The sequence below is a fragment of the Actinomadura sp. 7K507 genome, assembly GCF_004348425.1.
In the GTDB taxonomy this organism is placed as follows: Bacteria; Actinomycetota; Actinomycetes; order Streptosporangiales; family Streptosporangiaceae; genus Spirillospora.
Window position 1 is genome coordinate 1 of sequence record NZ_SMKK01000172.1, and the last position, 20,762, is coordinate 20,762.

General features: G+C 70.8%; 18 protein-coding genes. 5 read left to right on the forward strand and 13 right to left on the reverse strand.

What is annotated here, in order from left to right; genetic code table 11:
* The first annotated feature begins 289 nt into the window (after positions 1-289).
* Entirely contained in the window at positions 290-1,318 is a 1,029-nt protein-coding gene (locus tag E1285_RS31175) for a chitinase (protein ID WP_132158153.1), read from the forward strand.
* A gap of 11 nt (positions 1,319-1,329) precedes the next feature.
* Positions 1,330-2,466 carry a chitinase gene (locus E1285_RS31180; protein ID WP_132158154.1) on the forward strand — a complete coding sequence of 379 codons (1,137 nt, stop codon included), beginning with the start codon at positions 1,330-1,332 and terminating at the stop codon, positions 2,464-2,466.
* A 152-nt stretch (positions 2,467-2,618) separates the two neighbouring features.
* On the opposite strand, the gene E1285_RS31185 is transcribed toward E1285_RS31180, so the two are convergent.
* Positions 2,619-3,269, reverse strand: a complete 651-nt coding sequence (locus E1285_RS31185; protein WP_132158155.1) for a nitroreductase family protein — start codon at positions 3,267-3,269, stop codon at positions 2,619-2,621.
* 143 nt (positions 3,270-3,412) lie between these two features.
* On the opposite strand from E1285_RS31185, the gene E1285_RS31190 reads away from it, so the two are divergent.
* A complete protein-coding gene (locus tag E1285_RS31190; RefSeq protein WP_132158156.1) occupies positions 3,413-3,958 on the forward strand; it encodes an NADH-quinone oxidoreductase subunit B in 546 nt (181 codons plus the stop codon).
* Between the two features lie 75 nt (positions 3,959-4,033).
* On the opposite strand, the gene E1285_RS31195 is transcribed toward E1285_RS31190, so the two are convergent.
* Positions 4,034-4,651 (reverse strand): TetR/AcrR family transcriptional regulator, encoded by a 618-nt coding sequence (locus E1285_RS31195; RefSeq protein WP_132158157.1) that lies wholly within the window; start codon positions 4,649-4,651, stop codon positions 4,034-4,036.
* Positions 4,652-4,750: 99 nt separating this feature from the next.
* On the opposite strand from E1285_RS31195, the gene E1285_RS31200 reads away from it, so the two are divergent.
* The gene (locus E1285_RS31200; protein ID WP_132158158.1) at positions 4,751-6,025 is read left to right on the forward strand and encodes an acyltransferase; all 1,275 of its coding nucleotides are present in this window, start codon (positions 4,751-4,753) and stop codon (positions 6,023-6,025) included.
* A 141-nt stretch (positions 6,026-6,166) separates the two neighbouring features.
* Positions 6,167-8,323 carry a TerD family protein gene (locus E1285_RS31205; protein WP_132158159.1) on the forward strand — a complete coding sequence of 719 codons (2,157 nt, stop codon included), beginning with the start codon at positions 6,167-6,169 and terminating at the stop codon, positions 8,321-8,323.
* 126 nt (positions 8,324-8,449) lie between these two features.
* On the opposite strand, the gene E1285_RS31210 is transcribed toward E1285_RS31205, so the two are convergent.
* The 11 genes from E1285_RS31210 to E1285_RS45840 form a co-directional block, all read right to left on the reverse strand.
* On the reverse strand, positions 8,450-9,142 hold the full coding sequence (locus E1285_RS31210) for a VWA domain-containing protein (RefSeq protein WP_132158160.1): 693 nt from the start codon (positions 9,140-9,142) through the stop codon (positions 8,450-8,452).
* Between the two features lie 23 nt (positions 9,143-9,165).
* Positions 9,166-10,296 (reverse strand): hypothetical protein, encoded by a 1,131-nt coding sequence (locus E1285_RS31215; RefSeq protein WP_132158161.1) that lies wholly within the window; start codon positions 10,294-10,296, stop codon positions 9,166-9,168.
* On the reverse strand, positions 10,293-11,180 hold the full coding sequence (locus E1285_RS31220; protein ID WP_132158162.1) for a protein phosphatase 2C domain-containing protein: 888 nt from the start codon (positions 11,178-11,180) through the stop codon (positions 10,293-10,295). Before E1285_RS31220 ends, E1285_RS31215 begins: the two co-directional genes overlap by 4 nt.
* Entirely contained in the window at positions 11,168-12,370 is a 1,203-nt protein-coding gene (locus E1285_RS31225) for a hypothetical protein (protein ID WP_132158163.1), read from the reverse strand. The genes E1285_RS31220 and E1285_RS31225 overlap by 13 nt, the downstream gene beginning before the upstream one ends.
* A gap of 5 nt (positions 12,371-12,375) precedes the next feature.
* A complete protein-coding gene (locus E1285_RS31230; RefSeq protein ID WP_132158164.1) occupies positions 12,376-14,589 on the reverse strand; it encodes a hypothetical protein in 2,214 nt (737 codons plus the stop codon).
* The gene (locus tag E1285_RS31235; RefSeq protein ID WP_132158165.1) at positions 14,586-15,323 is read right to left on the reverse strand and encodes a hypothetical protein; all 738 of its coding nucleotides are present in this window, start codon (positions 15,321-15,323) and stop codon (positions 14,586-14,588) included. Before E1285_RS31235 ends, E1285_RS31230 begins: the two co-directional genes overlap by 4 nt.
* The gene (locus tag E1285_RS31240) at positions 15,320-17,572 is read right to left on the reverse strand and encodes a hypothetical protein (RefSeq protein WP_132158166.1); all 2,253 of its coding nucleotides are present in this window, start codon (positions 17,570-17,572) and stop codon (positions 15,320-15,322) included. Before E1285_RS31240 ends, E1285_RS31235 begins: the two co-directional genes overlap by 4 nt.
* Positions 17,569-18,456, reverse strand: a complete 888-nt coding sequence (locus E1285_RS31245; RefSeq protein ID WP_132158167.1) for a hypothetical protein — start codon at positions 18,454-18,456, stop codon at positions 17,569-17,571. The genes E1285_RS31240 and E1285_RS31245 overlap by 4 nt, the downstream gene beginning before the upstream one ends.
* Positions 18,453-19,307, reverse strand: a complete 855-nt coding sequence (locus tag E1285_RS31250; RefSeq protein ID WP_132158168.1) for a hypothetical protein — start codon at positions 19,305-19,307, stop codon at positions 18,453-18,455. Before E1285_RS31250 ends, E1285_RS31245 begins: the two co-directional genes overlap by 4 nt.
* A gap of 29 nt (positions 19,308-19,336) precedes the next feature.
* Positions 19,337-20,170, reverse strand: coding sequence for a hypothetical protein (locus E1285_RS31255; RefSeq protein WP_132158169.1), 834 nt, complete (start codon positions 20,168-20,170; stop codon positions 19,337-19,339).
* Between the two features lie 5 nt (positions 20,171-20,175).
* A partial coding sequence (locus tag E1285_RS45840) for a hypothetical protein (RefSeq protein ID WP_165966826.1) occupies positions 20,176-20,762 on the reverse strand: 587 nt, incomplete at its 5' end.

Here is a 20,762-nt window from a genome sequence, read left to right on the forward strand (position 1 = left end):
GCCCCCGCCGCCCCCGGCCGCCTCCGGCCGCGCTGCCTGATTGGCGGTTAGTGCCGTTCCACAGCCGGTTCTTCGGCCATGAATGCCGATATTCTCAGGCGTTCGCGCTGGTTCGGTGTTCGAGCTGGGCTGGTTGCTCGGCGCCACCGTCTCCGTACGGGGTGAAGGGTTGCCCAGGTCACGGGCGCTGGTTACCGTACTCTCAAACTTACAGGAAACCTTCCTAACGATTGGATCGACTCGGGGTTCGGGGGAATCTGCCGGCTTCCTACCGATGATGGAGTGAGACTTGCGCCCCCGCCCAGTTCTCAGCGTCCTCACCGTCCTCCCGATCGCGCTCCTAGCGCCACTCACCACCAACACCACCAGCACCGCCAACACCAGCACCGCCAGCACGGCTTACGTCGACGCCGCGTCCGCGCCGCTCCCCCGGCACTTCCTCACCGGCTATTGGCACAACTTCGCCAACCCGGCCGACGAGCTGAAACTCTCGCAGGTGCCGGACGAGTACGACCTCGTCGCGGTGGCCTTCGGGGAGGCGACAGCCCGTCCCGGAGAGGTCACCTTCCAGGTCGACCCCGGGCTCTCGGACGCGGTGGGCGGTTACACCGACGCGCAGTTCAAGGCCGACGTGGCGGCGCTCCAGGCCGCCGGCAAGAAGGTCATCCTCTCGGTCGGCGGCGAGAAGGGCGCCATCCGGGTCGCGGACGCGCAGGCAGCCGCCCTGTTCGCCGACACCGTGCACGGGTTGATGACCGAGTACGGGTTCGACGGCGTCGACATCGACCTGGAGAACGGGCTCGACCCGACCTACATGGCGCAGGCGCTCCGCGCCCTGCACGGCAAGGCGGGCAGCGGCCTGATCATCACGATGGCGCCGCAGACGATCGACATGCAGTCCACCGGCGGGTCGTACTTCCAGCTCGCGCTGAACATCAAGGACATCCTCACCGTCGTCCACATGCAGTACTACAACTCGGGCACGATGCTCGGCTGCGACCAGCAGGTGTACGGGCAGGGGACGGTCGACTTCATGACCGCGCTGGCCTGCATCCAGCTTGAGAACGGGCTGCGTCCCGACCAGGTCGCGCTCGGTCTCCCGGCGGGTCCGGGCGCGGCGGGCGGTGGCGTGGTCGCGCCGTCGACGGTCAACGACGCCCTGGACTGCCTGGCCAGGGGCACCGGCTGCGGGTCCTTCACACCGTCCCGGACGTATCCCGGCATCCGTGGCGCGATGACGTGGTCGATCAACTGGGACGTCACCAACGGCGGCGCGTTCGCCGGGACCGTCGGCCCGCATCTCGACACGCTGCCGTAGGAGGGGCCGTCATGAGGAGGAACCGGTTCCTGGCGGTCGTCGCCGCCGGGCTGCTGCTGGCCGGGGTGACAAGCCCGGTGCGGACGGGGTCGTACGCGCTCGCAAGCGACGTGACCCGAAGCGATGTCGCGCTCCCCGAGCACGCTCTCATCGGCTACCTGCACGCGAGTTTCGCCAACGGGTCCGGCTACGTGCGGATGGCGGACGTCCCCGACGCGTGGGACATCATCGACCTCGCCTTCGGTGAACCGACGACACCCACGTCGGGCGATATCCGATTCACCCGCTGTCCGGTGAGCGAATGCCCCGGTGTGGAGAGCGACGAGGAGTTCATCGCCGCCATCCGCGCGAAGCAGGCGCAGGGCAAGAAGGTCCTGATCTCGATCGGCGGCCAGAACGGCCAGGTGCAGCTGACCACGGCGGCCGCCCGCGACGCGTTCGTCCGATCTGTCTCGGAGATCATCGACCGTTACGGGCTCGACGGCCTCGACATCGACTTCGAGGGCCACTCGCTCTACCTCGACGAGGGCGACACCGACTTCCGCAACCCCACCACCCCCGTGATCGTGAACCTGGTCTCAGCGCTGAAGTCGCTCAAGGGCAGGTATGGGGACGACTTCGTCCTGACGATGGCGCCCGAGACGTTCTTCGTGCAGGTCGGACACCAGTTCTACGGCGGCGCCGGCGCGGGCGACAACCGGACGGGCGCCTACCTTCCCGTGATCCACGCGATGCGCGACGACCTGACCGTTCTGCACGTCCAGGACTACAACTCCGGGCCTGTGATGGGGCTGGACGGCCAGTACCACACGATGGGCGGCGCCGATTTCCACATCGCGATGACGGACATGGTGAAGGCCGGGTTCGCGGTCGCGAACACCGGTCACACGTTCCCCGGCCTGCGCCCTGACCAGATCGGATTCGGTCTGCCCGCCGCGGTCAGCGCGGGCAACGGGCACACCCCGCCCGCCCAGGTGCACCAGGCGCTTAACTGCCTGGTCAAAGGCCAGGAATGCGGCTCGTACTCGCTCCGCGGCGGGACGTCTCCAGACCTGCGGGGCCTGATGACCTGGTCGATCAACTGGGACCGCTACTACGACTGGGAGTTCATGAACAGCCACGAACCCTTCCTCAACGCCCTCCCCTGAAGCCCGATCGCTGAACCACGATCCCCCGAACCACGAACCCCTGAACCACGATCTCCGGAACCACGAGCGCACTCACCACAAGCGCGGGGCCGTCGCCGGGTCGGCGGCGGCGGCCCCGTTCCTAATGGCGCGGCGCCGCGGATCGAGCCCGGTTACCAGCGGTCGATGTGCAGGACCTCGTCCAGAGGGACGCGGGGTGCGGGCCGGAAGGTGTCGCCGGTGTAGTAGGCGGTGGGGATGAGCGCGCCCTGCCGCACGTCGTCGGGCAGGCCGAGCAGTTCGGCGACTTCGTTCTCGTACGTGAGGTGCAGCGACGTCCATGCGGTGCCGAGCCCGCGCGCCCGTGCCGCCAAGGCGTAGTTCCACACGGCGGGGAGCAGGGAGCCCCACAGGCCGGCCTGGTTGCCATCCGGGAGGTTCCCGCCGTGCAGCCGCAGGCACGGGATCACCAGGACGGGCACGTCGCCCATGCGCTCGGCCAGGTAGGAGGCACTGTCGCCGACGCGGCGCTGCACCTCGGCGCGTTCGGGATCGTTCTGGTAGAGCGTGGCGGCCGTCCCGCCGGCCTGGGCGTAGGAGGCGAACGAGCGCCGGTAGTACTCGCCGATCGCCTTGCGGATCTCCGGGTCGGTGACGACGATCCATTGCCAGCCCTGCCGGTTGCTCCCGCTCGGTGCCTGCAGCGCTATCTCCAGGCATTCGCGGACGAGTTCGAGGGGCACGGGCCGGTCCAGGTCGAGACGTTTGCGCACCGTGCGGGTCGTGGTCAGCAGTTCGTCCGGGCCGAGCGGCAGCGTAGTCATGATCCCCATGGTGCCCCAGCCGCCGCCCCGTCCGCCCGGCCACCCCCGGGCCGAGCCGTATCCGTCGACTTTGGACCATGTGGTCCATTTCACAGTCAGAATGGTTTGGACCGCTCGGTCCACTCTTGGATATCGTCACCCTCATGGGACTTGAGGAACAGCTTCCCAGCGGCTTCCTGCTGACCACCGTGGAGAAGCTCGCGGGCTGGGCGCGATCAAGCTCGATGTGGCCGATGACCTTCGGGCTGGCCTGCTGCTCGATAGAACTGATGGACGTCGGCATGCCGCGTCACGACTTCTCCCGCTGGGGGATGGAGCGCGCGTCGGCCACCCCCCGGCAGGCCGACCTGATGATCGTCGCGGGCAGGGTGAGCCAGAAGATGGCGCCGGTGCTGCGGCAGATCTACGACCAGATGACCGGGCCGAAATGGGTCATCGCGATGGGCGTGTGCGCCTCGTCCGGCGGCATGTTCAACAACTACGCGGTGGTGCAGGGCGTCGACCACATCGTGCCGGTGGACGTCTACCTCCCCGGCTGCCCGCCCCGGCCCGAAATGCTCCTGGACGCGATCCTCAAGCTGCACGACCAGGTCCAGAACGGCACTCTCGGCGCCGACCGGAAAGCCGAGATCGCCGAACTGGAGGAACGCGCCGTCGCACACAGGCGGCCGTCAAGGATCGACACATAACCGGATCAGCACGCAGAACGACCAGCACGCAGAACGACCAGCACGCAGAACGATCAACGCGCAGCGCGAGGGACCTCAGGGAGCGGCGAGGAGGCCGCGCAGCAGGTCGATCTGCACGTGCGCGAGACGCTGCCCCTCCGCGATGTCGGTCTCCCCGAGATGCCGCAGCGCCCACGCGTTGATAGTCCACAGCGTCGCGAGGGTCAGTTCGCCCTGCAGGGACGGGGGCAGGTCGTCGCGGACGGCGCCGGCCGAGCGCCCGGCGGCCAGCGCGCGGCCTAGCCAATCGTCGATCCCGCGCTTGACCCGGGCGAGGGACCCGCCGTCGTGGGCGGGGGCGTCCGGGACGTAGAACAGCCGCCAGAAGTCGATGAGCCGGCAGTCCACCGCGGCGGCGCCCATGAGGTCGTCCGACATGCGGGCGACCTCGTCCCAGAAGCCGGGGACGGCGAGGGAGTCCGGCTCGGGCACCTTCACGGCGTCGTTCAGCTCGTCCACGAGCGCGTTCACCACCGCGTCGAACAGCGCCTCTTTCGACTCGAAGTAGTGGTAGAAGGAGCTCTTGCTCATCCCGCAGGAGCGGATGATGCGGTTCAGCGACGCGCCGCCGAACCCGTGGCGCACGAACTCCTCCATCGCGAGATCGAGCAGTTCGCTGCGCCGTTCGGGCGGCAGTACGGCTTTGGAACCCACACGAAAAGCATAGCCTGGGTGACCGAACGTCACGCCGGGCCATAGGTGATCTTGTGGGTTCTGGCGGCACTGTTGCGCCGAGTCACCTAGCCTGTCGGAATGGTCGCTGCATCGGGTGATTCCTCCCCTCCGTCCCGACTTGGGTGGCTTGATGCGCTCCGGGGAGGGGCGGCCCTGGCGGTCGCCCTGCACCACGCGACCTACGTCTACCTGCCGAACCTGCGGGTCCAACTGGCCGACTGGTTCGATCCCGGCGTGTACGGCGTGCTGGTGTTCTTCCTCGTCAGCGGCTACATCGTGCCGGCGTCGCTGGAGCGGCGCGGCAGCGTGCGCGGGTTCTGGATCGGACGGTTCTTCCGCATCTATCCGCTGCTGGCGGTCACATGCGTCCTCGCGGTCCTGCCGTTCCTCCTGGGCGTCCTGGGGCTGCGGGCGGGGCTGGAGCGCTACTCCCCCGCGACCGCCGTCCTGGCGCACATGACGATGCTGCAGGACCTCCTGGACGTCCCGAACGCGATGAACGTCCTGTGGACGCTGTCGTACGAGATGGCGTTCTACCTGCTGATCGTCGCGCTGTTCGTGGTGGGCAAGCATCGCCGGTCGGCGTCGGCCGCCGCCGTCCTCACGGTGGTGTCGCTGGTCGCCGTCGCGCTGACGGCGAGCGGGCTGCTGACGGGCGCGTACGCACCGACCGCCCTGCTGTCGCGGACGGCCGGCACCGGCCCCGTGGTCGCGGTGACCGCGGCGGCGCTGGTGGTCGCGGTCGCGGCGGCGATGTCGAAGCATCCCGCGCCGCGCGTTGCCGGCGGGCTGCTCGGCGGGCTGATCGCCCTCGTGCTGGTGACGGTGAACGGCCGTGTCGGTGCGTGGGAGGGCCTGATCATGCTGGCGATCATGTTCATGGGCACGGCCGTCCACCGTGCCGAGCACGGCGAGATCACCCGACGCAAGGGCGCGGTGACGGCGGCCGTCGTCCTGGTCGGGGCGGTCGTCGCCGGGACGTGGCACGCCGCGCCCTATGGGCGGTCCGCGCAGCTCGTCTGGGGCGGGGCGGTCGTGCTGGCGGCGGTCACGTTCGCGGCCGCGTGGCGGCTGCGGGACCGGCGGTTCCCCCGCTGGGCGACCGGACTCGGGACGATCAGCTTCTCGCTGTACCTGCTGCATCCGCTGCTGCTGATGGTGGCGGCGCAGTTCCTGAACATCTCCGGGCGGGAGGACGTGGTGGGCCTGGCGTTCTTCTTCCTGGTGCTGCTGGCGGTGAGCTGGGCGTCGCATCGCTGGATCGAGGCGCCCGCGCAACGTCTGGGACGCCGTCTCGTCCGCGGTCCCGCGCGGCCGGAGACGAGGCCGCAGCCGCAGGTCCTCACCTCCTGATCCGCGCCCGGGACCAACTCCCCGCCCGGGATTTAACCATGTGCCGGAATTGACCGCGCCCGGGACTAACCGCACCCGGGATTAACCGCGCCCGGGATTAACCATGTGCGGGGATTCGAGAGGCCCTGCGACCATGGCGCGATGAACCTCTGGCTCCCGGAACTGATCGTCCGGCACACGCACCGCGTGCCCGTGCCCGAAGGCCCCCGGGGCGACGGGGCGACGGCGGCGCGGCAGTTCGACGCGGCGCTGATGTCGGCCGGGTTCAAGCTGTCCCGGGACCTCATGGCCGCCCTGTCGGGCCTCTCGGAGGAGACCGTTCTCGAAGTCGCCGGGCGGACGCTGCCGGTCGTGCAGGAGCTGGCGGGGGCCCACGTCCGCCACAACGTGTACTTCCGGGACTTCCCGCGCAACGTGCCCGACACCATGGACTTCTGGATGGGGCTCCTGCGCGAGACGCTCATCGACCCGGTGGCCGCGTCCGCCATGATGGGGCCGCTGAGCTACGGCGCCCTGAACCTGCTCTCGCTCGACGGCTACGGCACCTACCAGCACGGCTACGAGGAGATGCTCGACGCGCACGACGAGCTGATCGCCGCGGCCGGGGACCGGGTGACGGCGCTGCGTCCGGGGCGCGGAATCGCCGAAGAGGGCGAACAGCTGTACCTGCGGCTCGCGGGCAGCGCCACGCCGCTCGGCGAGGACGACCTCGGGGTGCTGGGCCTGCTGGCGCGGCATTACGCGGACGGCCCGCACCCTGAGCGCATCCCCGTCCGGGAGAACCGCGCCGTCATCAACCAGGTGCGCCTGAAGATCGGCGCGGACCTGCTCGTCGACACCGTCACGGACGTCCTGCGCCTGGCGTGCGCTCTGTCGGACGGCGACGTGACCCTCCAGGAGCCGACCCGGTTCGCGTCGATGCCGCGTCCGGTGCGGCGGTCGCTGCTGGCCGCCCTCGACGGCGTCGTGAGCGCCGACCCGGGCAAGCTCGGGGACGTCGCCGCCTGGCGCGAGCCGTGGAAGCGGCTCGGCGAGCGGCTCCACCCGCACGAGTACCCGCGGTGGCCGGGTGCGGCGGACGTGTTCGCGGTCGCGCGCGGCGAGAAGGACGCGCCGTCGTTCGCGGCCCGGATCGAGGCGCGGCTCGCGTCGGGCGATGTCGCCGGCGCCGCGAACGTGGCGAAGGGCGCGCCCGGGACGCTGTTCCGGTCGCTGGACCGGCTGCTGCGCACCGCGCCGGGCACCCAGGACGCCGTCCTGGACGCGGCGGAGTCGGTGGCCGGCCGGGTGTCCGGCCGGGTCCTGCTGTCGGTGCGGGAGCATCTGCTCAACCGCGCCGCCGCGACCGGGCGGACGCGCCTGTTCGCCAACCGTCTCGGCCGCGGCGTGACGGCCCCCGACACGCGGGCGCCGCTCGACCCGGAGGCGGTGGCGCGGCTGTCGGCGTTCCTGGACGAGGAGATCCGCGGACGGCTGCCGTCCGCCGGGCACCTGGTCATCGACCCGGACGCTCTCGACGTGGCGCTGCCGCTCAGCGGGAAGGCGGCCGGGAACGGCCTGGGCGTCCTTCCCCGCGGATCGGTGTCGCCCATCGGCGGCGAGCTGCTGCGGTTCTTCGTCTACTGGCGACAGCGTGCGGCAACGACCGACTTCGACCTTTCGGCGCTCCTGCTGAACGAGGACTACCTCGATCCGGAATGGCTGTCGTACACGAACCTCAGAATCGCCGGCGGCCAGCATTCCGGGGACATCACCAACGCCCCCGACGGCGCTTCGGAGTTCATCAACCTGTCCCTGCGGCAGGTTGGCTCGCGGTTCATCATCCCTCAGGTGAACATTTACGACGGTGAAGGATTCGAAGAGGTCGAGGAGTCGTTCTTCGGGTTCATGCTGCGCGACGGCGAGCAGCAGGGCCGCCCGTTCGAGGCCCGCACCGTCCGGATGAAGTCCGAACTGCGCGGACCCGGCCGGGTCGCGCTGCCGATGGTGTTCATGCGCGGCGACGACGGCCGGTGGCGCGCCAAGTGGCTGCACCTGCACCTCAAGGGCCTCGCGCAGTTCAACCGGGTCGAGGGAAACCGGGTGACGACCTCGATGCTCGTGCGCGGCATCGTGGAGCGCCGGTTCCTCACCATCGCCTACCTGGCGGACCTCATCGACGCCGGCGAGATGACCTTCTGGGACGGAGAAGCCCCGGACGGCCCCGTCACCTACATCGGCCTCGAGCGTCCCGAGGGCCTCCACGAGGACTCGCGGGTCTTCACCCTGGAAAACCTGGGAGACCTGATCCCGGCCTAGCTGCTACCGTCGTTCCCGCGAGGCCATGAAGGGGCTTCCTTCTCAACTTTGAAATGGTCCCAGCCCTTCCGCTCTCCTCGCCTTCACACGACGGGCGCACCCCACCACGGGGCGGCGCCCGTCCTGCTATTGCTCCACATACTCCTCAGCCAGAACCCGATATCCCGCGACCTCGTTCGGGAGCCGCAGTTCGCGAGCCTGAACCGAGGCGACCATGCTGTTCAGCATCCCGTTCATCGCCTCGGGAAGGGCGCTGGTGCCGTCGCCCAGCGCCGGGTCCGCCATGTACGTCTGGACGGTGGACATGCGGCACAGAATCTCCTCGACCGCCTCGCCGAATCCGAAGCAGATGACCCGGGGATGGCGCCTCCAGTCCGGGTCGACCAGCCCGCGATGCGGTTCCTGCCACGCGGTCGTCGGACGGTCGGTCGGTGCACCGTCGGTCAACAGGAACACGACAGGGCGCAGGACGCTGTAGCCCTGGTCCTGGAGCAACGGCACGTCGATGTCGATCCGGTCGCGGAGAAGGTCGAACAGCGGCCCGAAGTTCGTCCCGCCATGGCAGCGCAGCACCGGCATCTGTCGCATCCGCGTCAGCTCGGTCATCTTGACGACGACGGTCGGCGCGGACGAGAACGTGACGATCGACAGGTGCACGAACTCGGAAACCCGGGGGTTGAGGTACAACTCCTTGACGATCTTGGCGAGCGTCTCGTTCAGCAGACCCTCATGCTTCTGCATGGACTTGGAGACGTCCAAGGCGATGTAGGTCGGCATGCCCTTCCCGAGACCGGGCGCCGGTTCGCTGGGAGTGGTCATGTGTGATGTCCCTCCTCAAGGCATCAGGACAGCAGCGCCGAGATGGCGCCGGACAGCAGCAGCAGTGCCAGAACACCCAGGCACGCGATGATCAGCGGGACGACGAACCGCTCCGCCCCCACCGGGACCGAGGCGGACAGGTCCCGCTCGAAGGGGTCGTCCTCGATCGGCGGAACGGCCACGGGCCGCGACTTTCGCGCCGGAGCCGGAGGCCGCGGCGGAGCACCAGGCTGTGCCGGTGCCGGGGCGGGCGTGTGGGGGGCAGGTTTCGCCGGCCGGGCGTCCAGCTCGCTTTCCAGGAGCTCCACGAGTTCCTGGGCGCTGGGCCGGAGTTCCGGCGGGTCGTCGAGCGAGCATCGCAGCGCGTCGCCGAACGGGCCGGTGCGCAGCCGCCGCCCGAGCGTGTCCAGGGCTGGATGCGGGTCCTCGCCGCGGACGCCGGTCAGGACGCGCAGCACCGCCACCGCGATCTTGTAGCGGTCGGTGTGGACGGTGAGGCGCTCCCCCTGCGGGACCGCAGGGTCGTTCCAGGAGTTGCACTCCACCCAGGGGCGGGACGACAGGCCGCAGCTGTCCATGTCGATGAGGAAGACGCGGCCCTCTCCCCGCTCCCAGAACAGGTTCGCGTACGACCAGTCCCCGTAGACGACGTCGCGGCGTTCCAGCAGGGCGGCGACGCGAAGCATGTTCCGTGCCACCCGGACGCGTTCCGGCCGGCCCGGAACGGCAAGGTCACGCGCCTCGTAGAACCCGGGGTCGGCCTGGACGAGTTGGTCCAGGTTGAGCGGGAGCCGCTCGGGCGGCCCGAACGGCGTCCGCACCAGGGTGAAGAACTCCGCGGGTGCCTTCGCCATAACGACCCCGGCCGTCGTCCCGTCCGACACGACGCGGCTGACGGGCCAGCACGTCGCCGCGTCCACGATCGCCAGCTCGTGCGGCGCCATCGCGGCGGGCAGGCCGATGAGCCGGTCCAGGACCTCGGGCGGCTCCTCGGGGAAGCCCGGCTTGTACCGCTTGACGAGCCAGCCGGGGTGGGCGGCGCTCTCGTAGACGGCCGTGGACTGGCCGTTCTCCCCGGCGATCCGCGCTCCGGCCGCGGCGACGTCCGCCAGTTGCGTGACCGGCCCGAACGGCCGGTCCGACCAGGCCCTCACCGGTCGCACCAGATCACGACGGCGGTGCGGTCGTCGAGCCGCCCGCGGGCGTCGTAGCCGACGTCGGCCACGAACGAGGCGATGTGCGGGGGCGCGGCCCACCGTTCGGCGAACCAGGGCGCGGCGCCGTCCGCGAGGACGTCCCCGATCCCGTCGGTTGCGAGCGCCAGCACCGCGCCCTTCTCCAGGGTCAGCTCGGCGGTCTGCGTCCGGTCGGGGTGGAAGGGCAGGAACTCGGTCAGCACGTCCCGGTCGAGGCCGTGCTTGTCGGAGCCGGCCAAGCGCGTCCAGCCCGCGTCCACGCGTACCCACGCACCGGGGTCGGCGATCCAGGCCAGCCAGATCCGCCGGCGGCCGTCGGCGGCGGGCTCCACCGGGACGACGACGGCGAGCGCGGCGGCCCGCACATCGTTCTCGGTGGCCTTGTGCTGGACGGCCATGCCCGACATCTGCCGGGCGGCGTCGAGGAAGACGGCGGGCCCGTCCAGCGGGACGCCGCTTCCGAGGTCGGCGCGGAGCCGCCCGATGAGCGCGGTGACCGCGACGTTCGCGCCGAGGTGGGAGCGGCTGCTGTCGGACATCCCGTCGGCGACCGCGACCAGCAGGTACCGCTTGGCCGGGTCGCGGCCGAGACGGTAGGCGTCCTGCCGGTGCTGGGCCGGCTCGGCGCAGCGGTGCCCTGGCCCGACCAGCGACGCGGCCCGGACGGTCAGCGCCCCGACGCGGACGGCGTCGGCGGCGATCCCGGAGATGGCGGGCTCGTCCGGCAGCCGCCACGGCTCCCCCGACTGCTTGGCTCCAGCGCCGAGGGGGCGCGGGAACTCCATCCCCGCGAGGCCGGAGGGGACGGGTGGCGGCGGACGGCGGCGGCTCAGGAGTCCCACGGCATCGGCCTCCAGCCTTCCACGCCGTCCTCGGCTCGCTTCCGCAGGTCCTCTGGCATGATGTCCTCGTCGTCGCCGTCCTCGTCGTCGCCGTCCTCGGGCTCCGCCTGTACCGGGATGGCGGGCCTTTCGGCGGGGGGCGCCGCCTCGGGCTCGTGGGTGCCGAACAGGTCGGTCCTGCCGCCCGGCTGGAACACCCCCGTGATGGGGCCGAGGAGCCGGCCGAGCATCTCGTTGATCTCGGCGGGATGCATGATGTTGCTGTCGACGGCCTGGCGGAACAGGTCGATGACCCGCTCCTCCTTGATCTCCTCGTGCCGGCGCATGTCGGCGATCAGCTCCCCGACGCGGTGCCGGTCCTGCGCCAGGTAGTGCAGGAACAGGTCGGAGCTGCTGCGCACGGAGGAGCGCAGCGCGCTGACCTCCTCGTCGCTGAGCTGGCGGCGCACGCGGGCCTCGTCGAGCCGCTCCAGCTTGGCGCGGCTGCGGTCGTCGGGGTCGGCGGTGACGTAGCAGCGGTGGACGGTGACGCCCTCGTCGTATTCCTGGGGACCGCCGCCGAGGCGGGCGGCGAGTGCGGTCTCCAGCTCGGAGATCTGCTCGATCCGGTAGCCGTGGCCGACGGACCGCGCGGCGTCCAGCAGCCGGGTCCGGACGAGCCGCGCGCCGTCGGCGAGGCCGCGCTTGACGACGCGGACCGGGTCGGTCACCGACCACTCCGCCTGCACCGTCACCACGAAGCGGGCCAGGTCGGTCCGGCTCGGGACCGAGGCCACGAACGTGTCGGAACGCAGCGTCGTGTCGACTTCGAACCGCCACTCGTAGGCGGGGCCGCCGAAACCGCCGAGCCGGGCGCGTGGCGGCGCGCTGAGGTGCACGGCCGTCCCGTCGCGGTAGGAGAAGACGAGGGCGCGGCCGGGCATCGCGGCGTCGGCCGGGGCGAGGCGGGCCGCTATCCGGCTGATGATGACCGGCGCGGACGGGCCCGACTCCACCGGGGCGAACCGGTCCGGGAAGGACTCGGGCAGCGGCGATGCCGGGGGGCTGTCGGGCTGGACGCTCCCCGGCCGGACCACCGGCGGCGCGGCGGGCACGGGCCGGGCTTCGCCGCGTCCACGTTCGTCCGGGCCGGGGTCGTCGGCCTCGGCTCCGTCCGGTTCGAATTCATCCGGTTCGAATTCGTCGGCCACCTGGGTCACCTTCCGTTGAGGGCGGTCAGTACGTCGGCGGAACTCGCCGGGGCCGCGCGGTCGCCCTCCGCCCAGCGGCGAGCCGCGTACCGCAGGCGTCCGGCGGTCGTCCGGTCGGTCGCGGCGGCCACCGCGAGGCGCGCCAGCGAGTGCCGGACGACCGGCACCTCGTCGGCCGTACGGGCCCACTCGGACAGGGCCTCGTGCACGTTCTTGCTGATCAGCGGATCGTTGAGGACCTCGCGCCACAGCGTGGCGATGTCGCGCATCCGGGTGGCGTCCGTGGCGGCTATGTGCAGGAGACCGGGCCAGTCGAAGTCGTCGCCCGGCATCCGGCGTACGAGCTGCCCGGCCGCGACGAGGAACGCCACCCGCCCGGTGATCCGGCGGTTCTCGTCGGCCCCGCGGATCCAGCTCAGCAGCCGTTCCGGGACCTGCCCGCCGTCCCAGTCGGTCTCCCACAGTTCGGTGACGGACTCGGACACCGCCGCCACGACCGACACCACGGGGTCCGAAGCGTGTTCCTCCAGCCGGTCCAGCGCGGCGGAGACTCCGCTCTCGTACTCCACCCGCCAGGCGCGGGCCGCGGCGGCGCGCAGCTGGGCGGGCTCGCCCGGCGCGCTCCAGCCGCGCAGCAGATCGCGGACGGGCTCACGCAGCGCCGGCCGCTGCGTCACGGTGGCGTGCAGCGCGGCGGCGGCGACCGTCCGGTACCGGCGGTCCTGCTCGCGGGCCATCGGCTCGATCACCAGGGCGCGGACCAGGTCGAACCCGCGGGCGGCGAGGAAGCCGGTGGCGACGGCGGTCCGGGTGCGGACGCTCTCCAGCGGATGCTCGGCGCACCAGCGCAGCCAGTCGAGCAGGCGGGGGCGCTGCTCGTCGAACTCGCTCCAGAAGTACCCGAGTACCTTGCCCTGCGCGTACGGGTCGAGGTAGCGGATCACCTCGGCCGGCGCGGTCGATCCGTACCTCAGCCGGACGGTGGACGGCACGGTCCGGGCGCCGAGGCCGCTCAGCCAGGCCCGCTTGGTCGGTCTCAACGGCTCATCGAGACCGCGAAGCGAGTCGGCGTGCGGGACGTCGGGCTCAAGGACGTCCTTCAGTTTCATCGCGGCGAGGGCGACGGTCTCGTACGGCTCACCGTTGAGCACCGCCGTGGACACCGCCATGCACTGCAGGGAGAGGCTGTCCAGGCCCGCGAACCAGTCGGCGCGCTGCTCGTCGTCCCGCAGCCGGAGTGCCTGCTCGGCGGTGCGGGCGAGGGGAAGCGCTTGCCGGTAGGCGTGCAGGAACTCCAAGGCGACGTTTCGCGCGTGGCGGGGCGGGCCGTCCTGGGCGAGCTGCCCGTCGAGGAGTTCGGGGACGCCGGGCTCGGCGAGCAGGACGGCGGCCTTCGCCGCCCCCAGCTCCAGCGCGAGCAGGCCGCGCGCGATGTCCCGGCGGTCAGGGACGCGGCCGAGCCGCGACGCCAGCTCCGCCGCCCGCGGGTCGGTGAGCGGCCGCGCGGTGTCCACCGTGATCACCAGCCGGGCCTTCGCGGCCTCCAGCAGCCCGGCGGCCTTGTCGAGCCCGAACGTGGTGAGCGCGTCCGGCTGTACCGGGTCGCGGTAGACGTACCCGCCCCCTTCGGCGAGGTCCTCGCCCGTCAGCTCGTCCAGCCCTATCGCGGGATCCACGCCGAACAGCCGCGGGCCGGGGTCGCCTTCGCCGAGGACGCAGAGCAGGCGGCGCGCCGCCGCGAACCGGCCGGACTCCCGGTCGCCCTGCAAGATCACGATCCGGCGGTCCCGCACGCGGCGGCACAGTTCGCCGAAGTCCTCCGGGTCGACGAAGGCCTGCTCGACCTCCTGGACGTCGCGGGGCCGCAGCGGCGCGACGCGGCCCCGCTGCCCGCCCGGCGCGCCGTAATAGTGGTTGTGCTGGTCGCGGCCTACATACCGTTCCGCTCGCACGTATCCCGACAGGGCGTCCCGTTCGGTGCCCATGCGCTCCTGGATCGCGCCGCGCTGCCCCTGCTCGTTGAGGACGTCCGTCCGGGACGGGGCTTCTTCCGCCCGTTCGCCGTTCTTGGCCCGTTCACCGTTCTTGGCCCGTTCACCGTTCTTGGCCCGTTCGCCGTTCTTGGCCCGTTCGCCGTTCTTGGCGTCCTCGGCCTCCGGGGGCGCCTCGGCCTCCGCCTTGTCCTTTTCCCGCTCCGCGGCCTTGTCCGGCTCGCTCATGGCCGTCCCCAGTAGTGGTTGTTCTGGTCACGGCCGATGACGGTGCCGCGCGGCGCGTAGATCGTCGTCCCGCGAAAGCCGTCCCACGGCGGAGTTTCGGCTGGCTCCTCCGGTGGCCCGGACGGGGACGGCGGGTCGACCGGCTCCTCAGCAGAGTCGAGAGTGTGCGGGTCGGGGCCGCCGGGAAGCCAGATCCAGGCGTCGGCGTCGTTCCCCAGATCCGGCAGCCGCACCCGGCGCAGGGTCTCGGCGTCCAATGACGTCATGCCGGCCTCGATCGAGCCGCGGAACACGAACGCCGACACGATGACGCCCAGGTCGGTGCCCGCCTCCTCCAGCGCTTTCCGCAGCGGCTCGGCGCCGCACAGCCGCGTCACGACCACCGGCGCCGACCCGCTGTACCCGTTGGACGCCTCGGCGGCGGGCCCGTGGTGGATCGCCAGCCGCATCCGCGTCCGCGCCTCGCGGCTCGACACCCGGTTCCTGCCGCGCAGCTCGGCGTTCAGCTCGCGCACGAACCGGCCGACGAGCACCTCGACGGAGACGCCGAACGGAAGCACCATCAGCTTCCCGTCGCCGCTGCCCTGGTCGGCCCACAACCCGGAATCGAGCCCGGCGTTGACGGCGGCCTCCCGCAGGCACTCGACCAGGTTCTCCTGCAGCACCCGCTGCACGTTCTGCGACGCGGACCCGTATCCCTGCAGGTCCACCGACATAACCGTCCGGTAGCTCACGTGACGTCCTTGGATTCGGGGGCGACGACGACGCTGTAGACGCTCTTGCCGAGGTCGCCGAGATATCGGGTGAGCATGGGGCGGTCGACGCCCAGCAGGCGCACACCGGCGTCCCGCCCGTCCTCGTGCTCGCCGGGGAACAGCTTGATCACGTCCGCGACGGAGTGGTCGAAGTTCTGGTGCAGGAACCGCAGGTCGTCGCGGAGCTGCGGCATCGTCTTGCCCTCGTCGGCCAGCAGGTCACGGACCCGGACGGTGAACTCCCGTACGGCGTCCTCAAGGAGGGCGAGCGTGCCGCGGGCCCTGAGGGCCGTGTAGCTGGTCACGTCGCTGAGCGCCGCGTGCCGCTGGCCGGAGGCGAACGCCCTGCGCATCCGGACGCCCTCCGCCGTGACCTGGAAGCGGTCGCGCCAGAACCTCTGGACATCGTTCTCGGCGATCGCGAGACCATCCAGCGCTTGCCGGCAAAGCCGCTCGGCCTTCTGGAAGCGCCGCCGCCGGGCCGGGTCGGTCCAAGCCACCTCCGCGTCCAGCGAATCGGCCGGAGCCGCCACCGGGCCCTTCCCCAGTTCCTTCAGCTCGCCCAGTTCCCGGCGCATCTCCAGGACCAGCTCGTACAGTCCCGCGTGGTCGCCCGCGGAGACATGCGAGCGCAGCGTGGCGGCCAGGTCGTCGCGGAAGGCGTCGCCGTCCCAGTGCAGGACACGGGTGAACACTTCCTCGACGTCCTCGTTGAACGCGGCGGCCAGCGGCCCCGCCATCACCAGGACGACGTTGCGCGGATGCGCCCGGCGGCCCCCCATCAGCGCGGACGCCCGAGTGCGCAGATCGGCAAGCTTCCCGTCCTCCACCACCGCGCCGCTGACGACGAGCGCGCACTGACCGTCGCCCTGCCGGGAGGAGACCTTCAGGTCCGCCTGCCACCGGGACCCGTCGTGCCGCCGGAAACGCTCCACGTGGTAGCCGAGTTCGGTGCACCAGCCGAAGAGCTTGTCGCGCACATGCTCCGGGGTGTCGGGTGCGCACAGTGAGCGGCTCGCCTTCCGGATCTGCTCGGGCCCGATCCGTCCGGCGCCGTCGGCGAGCTCGTAGGCGTGGTGGCAGAGGGTGATGGTCCGCCGTGGATGCCCATGGGTGATCTTCCACAGCTCGTCCACCGCCTGGCCGCTGAACGTGCGCAGGCCGGCCTCACCGGATTCGCCGGGCCGCTGTGCCGCGCCGATGTAGGCACTGATCTGCGGAGGCATCAGCCCGGACGGGACGATCCTGGTGGCGACCCGCTGCCGGACGCTCTGCGGCAGCGCCTCCCAGAAGTCGAGCAGTCCGCACACCACCAGCAGCGCCCCGGTCTCGCCGGCCCAGCCGATCAGCTCCATCAGCGTCGTGGCCACCTCGGTGAGACCGTCGCCGCCATGCGGGCTGATCTGGTGCAGCTCGTCGAGGACGAGGACCATCCGCCCGCCGGTCCAGCCGCACAGCCGCGCCAGTGCGCGCAGCACCCGCAGCGCCCGGACGTCGTCGGCGACGGGCGGGGACCGCACCCCCCGGTCGGCGAGCAGCCGCTCGTCCTCCACCTGCCTGTGCTCGTCACCGCTGAGCCACCGCCAGGCCGCCGCCCCCGCCGTCCTGTGCCACACCAGGCCGAGGACGGCGGCCAGTTCCTCGTCGCCCTCGGCGATCTCGACCAGCCGCTGGTGCAGCCGCCACACCTCGTCGACCGTCAACTCCTCGGACGCGACCGGCGGCGGCGCCTCCGACCCGGTCCCGGGGTCGCGGCGCAGGCCCGCGCACAGGTCCTCCACCATCTTCTCGACGGTGCCGAACAGCAGCACCCCGGCCGCGCTGTCGACCGATCGGTTCCAGCCGCCGGTGCCCGACCCCGGAGGGGCGAGCAGCCGCCGGTGGATGGACAGGACGGTGTCCCTCGGCTGTCCGGACACGACGAGCACGATGGGCCGGGTCCAGGCGATGCGGCCGACCTCGTCCATGAGCGTCCAGGCCAGGTGGCTCTTGCCGGTGCCGTACTCGCCGAGGATCGCCGCGACCCGTCCGGAGTTGCCGGGGTCTCCGCCGACATCCGGACGAGCGGTGAGAAAGTCGACGGCCAGCCGCCGGACATCGCGGACGGCGTCGGTCTCGACCTGCACGGCCGCGCCCGCTCCGCCGAGCCGCACCTCGGGCACCTTCGGGAACGGGTTGCGCGGCCGGTCCCCGGCCTCGGGCTGAAGCTGTGGCTGCGATTCGTTCACGGCGCACCGATCCTGACTGCCGCGGCGAGGAAGTGATGGAGGGCGACCCTGGCCGCCCCGGACTCGATGGCGGCCTCGAAGGCCTGATGGCAGAGCACGTTGAACCACGTCAGGTTGTTCGGGCTCAGACCGGTGCGCTGCAGTGCCAGCGCCCGGAGCAGAAGCCCCAGGTCCAGGTCGAACAGCAGGTCGAGCGCGGCGTCCCCGCCCATGCGGGCCCGGAGGAACTCCATCAGCTCCAGGTCGCTGAACGGGTCCAGGCAGACGGGCGCGACGAGCCCCGCGTGGGGGCCGCGGGTGACGCGGTCGCAGACCTCCGTCCAGTCGCCGTCCACCCAGTACGGGAACTCGAACAGGTAGACGCTGGAGTTCGCCGCGCGGGAGGCCCGCGCGTAGGCCAGCATCTGCTCGGCGATCGCCGCCGGACGCAGGCTCGGATCGGGGCATGGCAGCCGGACGACGAGTCGCCGGTCGCCGAGCGCCCGGCCCAGCTCATGGTGACCCTCGACCGGCTCGGCGGTCCGGACCTCGCGGAGCGCCGACCGCACCTCGTCCGGCAACGGGTAGGTGTCGCGCATCCGCGCCAGGCAATCCGCCGGTCCTGTCAGGCCATCCCATGGCCGCCCGGACAGATCGACCGCGACGTGTCCGGACGATGTGTAGTGATGCAGGCAGCGATGGGACAGCACCGACTTGCCGAGATGGGGGCGGCCGCCGATGAGCACGACGCCGCCGTCCGCCGCGTCCGGCGGCTCCGGCCGCTCGGCGAACGCGATGTAGCCGTCCTGCCGTTCGGGCCCCGCGCAGCCTTCACCGTGAACGCCGAGGTCGGCCGGTCTTCTCGGGAACGGGTTGACCGCCAACGCCGCTTTCTCCGCGTTCATGCTGGCGCCCCCCGCAGGCCGTAGGCGGCGGAGATCACATGGGCGGCGGAGACCTCGCTGCTGTCCTGGGCGATGGCCATCTCGAAGGCGGTTCGCATCAGCCCGTGCATTCCGCTCAGACGAAGGGGACGCCTGGCGATGACGGGAAGGATGCTGAACGCTTTCCGCAGTTCTTCCGACATTCCCGGTGCGAGGGTGATGCCGTTGTGCGGATGTCTGTCCATGACTCCCTGCACATAGGACCACAGGTCATCGGCGCTCAGTTCATTCACGACACGTTCCTGCACAGCGGCGTCATGATTCTTTTCGATCTGCACGAGAAGCCCGTCCCAATCGTCCGGCCAGGAGTCGGTCAGGTACTCGTAGACGAGCACGTGGTCGCTGAGGTGGGCGGCGGTGGCGTACTGGACGATCTCCTCGACGATCTCCCCGCAGCCAGCACCCGCCTTCTGCTCGACGGCGGGTAGCCGCACCGCCAGCGTCTTGCTCTGTTTCCGGCCCAGGATGTCGCACAGTTTTTCTCCCCAGACCCCGTCATCGGCTTTCGGGTCCGCCGGATCGAAGCGATCGATCTTGCTCTGAAGCGCACAGAGCACCTGATGACGCCGTACCGGGCTTTCCTTGATCACTCTCCCGAGATAGAGCAGATCCATCGTCTCCAGCCCACGCGCGTGGTATTCGTGTAGCAGACGATGGCCGTAGACCGTCTTGCCGTTCCCACGGTCACCACCGATCAGCAGAACACTTCCCCTGACATCGTCGACGTCTGGAATATCCGGCGTATTGGTGAAGGCGAAGAAGGGTGATTCGGCAAGGTGCGGACAATCACTGATGCCCTTGCAGAGTCCCATCGAGTGCATCCTGCCCTTGAAAGGGTTCTTCATCGACCGCCCCCGGATGTATTTGCGGCGGCCTCGATGTCTTCGCCGGCCGTCACGACTTCGCCACGGACGGCCGCGGCCAACTCGCTGGAGAGTTCGTGGAGTTCTGCGATCGTGCGCTCGTTGTCGAACTCGTCCACCTTGAGTGCCCGGTGTGCCCTGTCCAGCCGTCGTAGCAGCCCACGGCTTTGCGTCGGCGGCAAGGGGACACGCAGGACCGCAGACCACAATTCCACACGGCGCTCCTCCAGGGCGTTCTCGTCAAGGAGGCCGCCTCGGAAGCGGGCGCGACGCACTCCATCGGAGGCCTTGAGATATTCGGCGGCGGCTGTGTTGAGCTGGTCGGCGAGCATCTGATGGCGGGCCGTGCGGGCGGTGAGCATCGCGGTCGCCAACGTAAGAAGGGCGCCGATGATGAGGGTGAAGAGCGGGTTGGTCCCTATGCGTCGCCACAGCGGCGGTTTGGGCGGCGGGTCCTGCAGGGCTTTGGAGCCCGTGAGCACGGCCAGCGGCTTGCATACGTTGCCGAACGCCTCACGGGAATCCAGGCTCCACTTGTCGAGCGCAGTGGGTGTTCCCGCTCGCCCGTTCCTTATCGGCCGGAAAGCGGTCTCGGTGCTGCCCGGCGCGGCCTCGCCGAGGCGGATCGCGGTGTGCACGAGTTCCGGCCTCTGCTTCGGGGAGAGGCAGTGCACGCGGCGCGCGTTCTTGCGGACGTCGTCGCTCGGGTCTTCCCCGCCGCCCTGTTCCACGCGGACGAGGCCGAGGACGAGCACGGCGGCCACGACGGCCACGGCGATCTTCGACCGATGTTTCCTGATCCGATCGGGCATGGGAGTCAGACCAGGAACAGGACGGCCATGACGGCGAGCAGGACCGGCGTCAGCCAGGCGAGCGCGCCGGCGATGTCGGCGGGAAGCCTGCGGGCGGGAAGCCGCAGGAACGCGTGGAGAACGGATTCACGGACGGACACGGGGTGCCGGTCACCGCCGCCGAAGGTGTCGGGCGGGCTCTGCGCCAGGGCGTACCGCAGGCAGCGTTCCGCCAGCCAGTCGGCGCGGTCCGGCTCCAGGCGGGCCGCCATGATGCCCAACGCATCGGCCATCACCGGTGGCAGCGCCCCGTTCATGTGCCGCCTTCTCAGCTGGTCGTCGAGTTCTTCGCCGCCGATCCCGGCGGCGAACAGCGGATGCATCAGGTCGGCCATCCTCGTCGGGGCGTCGGGCAGTCCGCTTAGACGGTCCACGAACCAGCCGTGGTGTCCCATGATCTGGAGGACGGTGGAGAAACCGGCCTCGTCCAGCACGGCGCCCCGCGCGGTGCGCGCGGCGACCCAGTCCATGATCCGCAGGGTGCCGGCACGCTCCTGCGTTTCCCTCAGCATCTGGTAGAGCTGGACGAGGTACCGGTCGCCGCGGTGAGGAA

What these genes read in the sequence shown, in the direction of transcription:
- E1285_RS31180 (WP_132158154.1), top strand. Translation starts at nt 1,330, where the DNA reads ATGAGGAGGAACCGGTTCCTGGCGGTCGTCGCCGCCGGGCTGCTGCTG.
- E1285_RS31185 (WP_132158155.1), bottom strand. Translation starts at nt 3,269, where the DNA reads ATGACTACGCTGCCGCTCGGCCCGGACGAACTGCTGACCACGACCCGC.
- E1285_RS31190 (WP_132158156.1), top strand. Translation starts at nt 3,413, where the DNA reads ATGGGACTTGAGGAACAGCTTCCCAGCGGCTTCCTGCTGACCACCGTG.
- E1285_RS31200 (WP_132158158.1), top strand. Translation starts at nt 4,751, where the DNA reads ATGGTCGCTGCATCGGGTGATTCCTCCCCTCCGTCCCGACTTGGGTGG.
- E1285_RS31205 (WP_132158159.1), top strand. Translation starts at nt 6,167, where the DNA reads ATGAACCTCTGGCTCCCGGAACTGATCGTCCGGCACACGCACCGCGTG.
- E1285_RS31210 (WP_132158160.1), bottom strand. Translation starts at nt 9,142, where the DNA reads ATGACCACTCCCAGCGAACCGGCGCCCGGTCTCGGGAAGGGCATGCCG.
- E1285_RS31230 (WP_132158164.1), bottom strand. Translation starts at nt 14,589, where the DNA reads ATGAGCGAGCCGGACAAGGCCGCGGAGCGGGAAAAGGACAAGGCGGAG.
- E1285_RS31245 (WP_132158167.1), bottom strand. Translation starts at nt 18,456, where the DNA reads ATGAACGCGGAGAAAGCGGCGTTGGCGGTCAACCCGTTCCCGAGAAGA.
- E1285_RS31250 (WP_132158168.1), bottom strand. Translation starts at nt 19,307, where the DNA reads ATGGGACTCTGCAAGGGCATCAGTGATTGTCCGCACCTTGCCGAATCA.
- E1285_RS31255 (WP_132158169.1), bottom strand. Translation starts at nt 20,170, where the DNA reads ATGCCCGATCGGATCAGGAAACATCGGTCGAAGATCGCCGTGGCCGTC.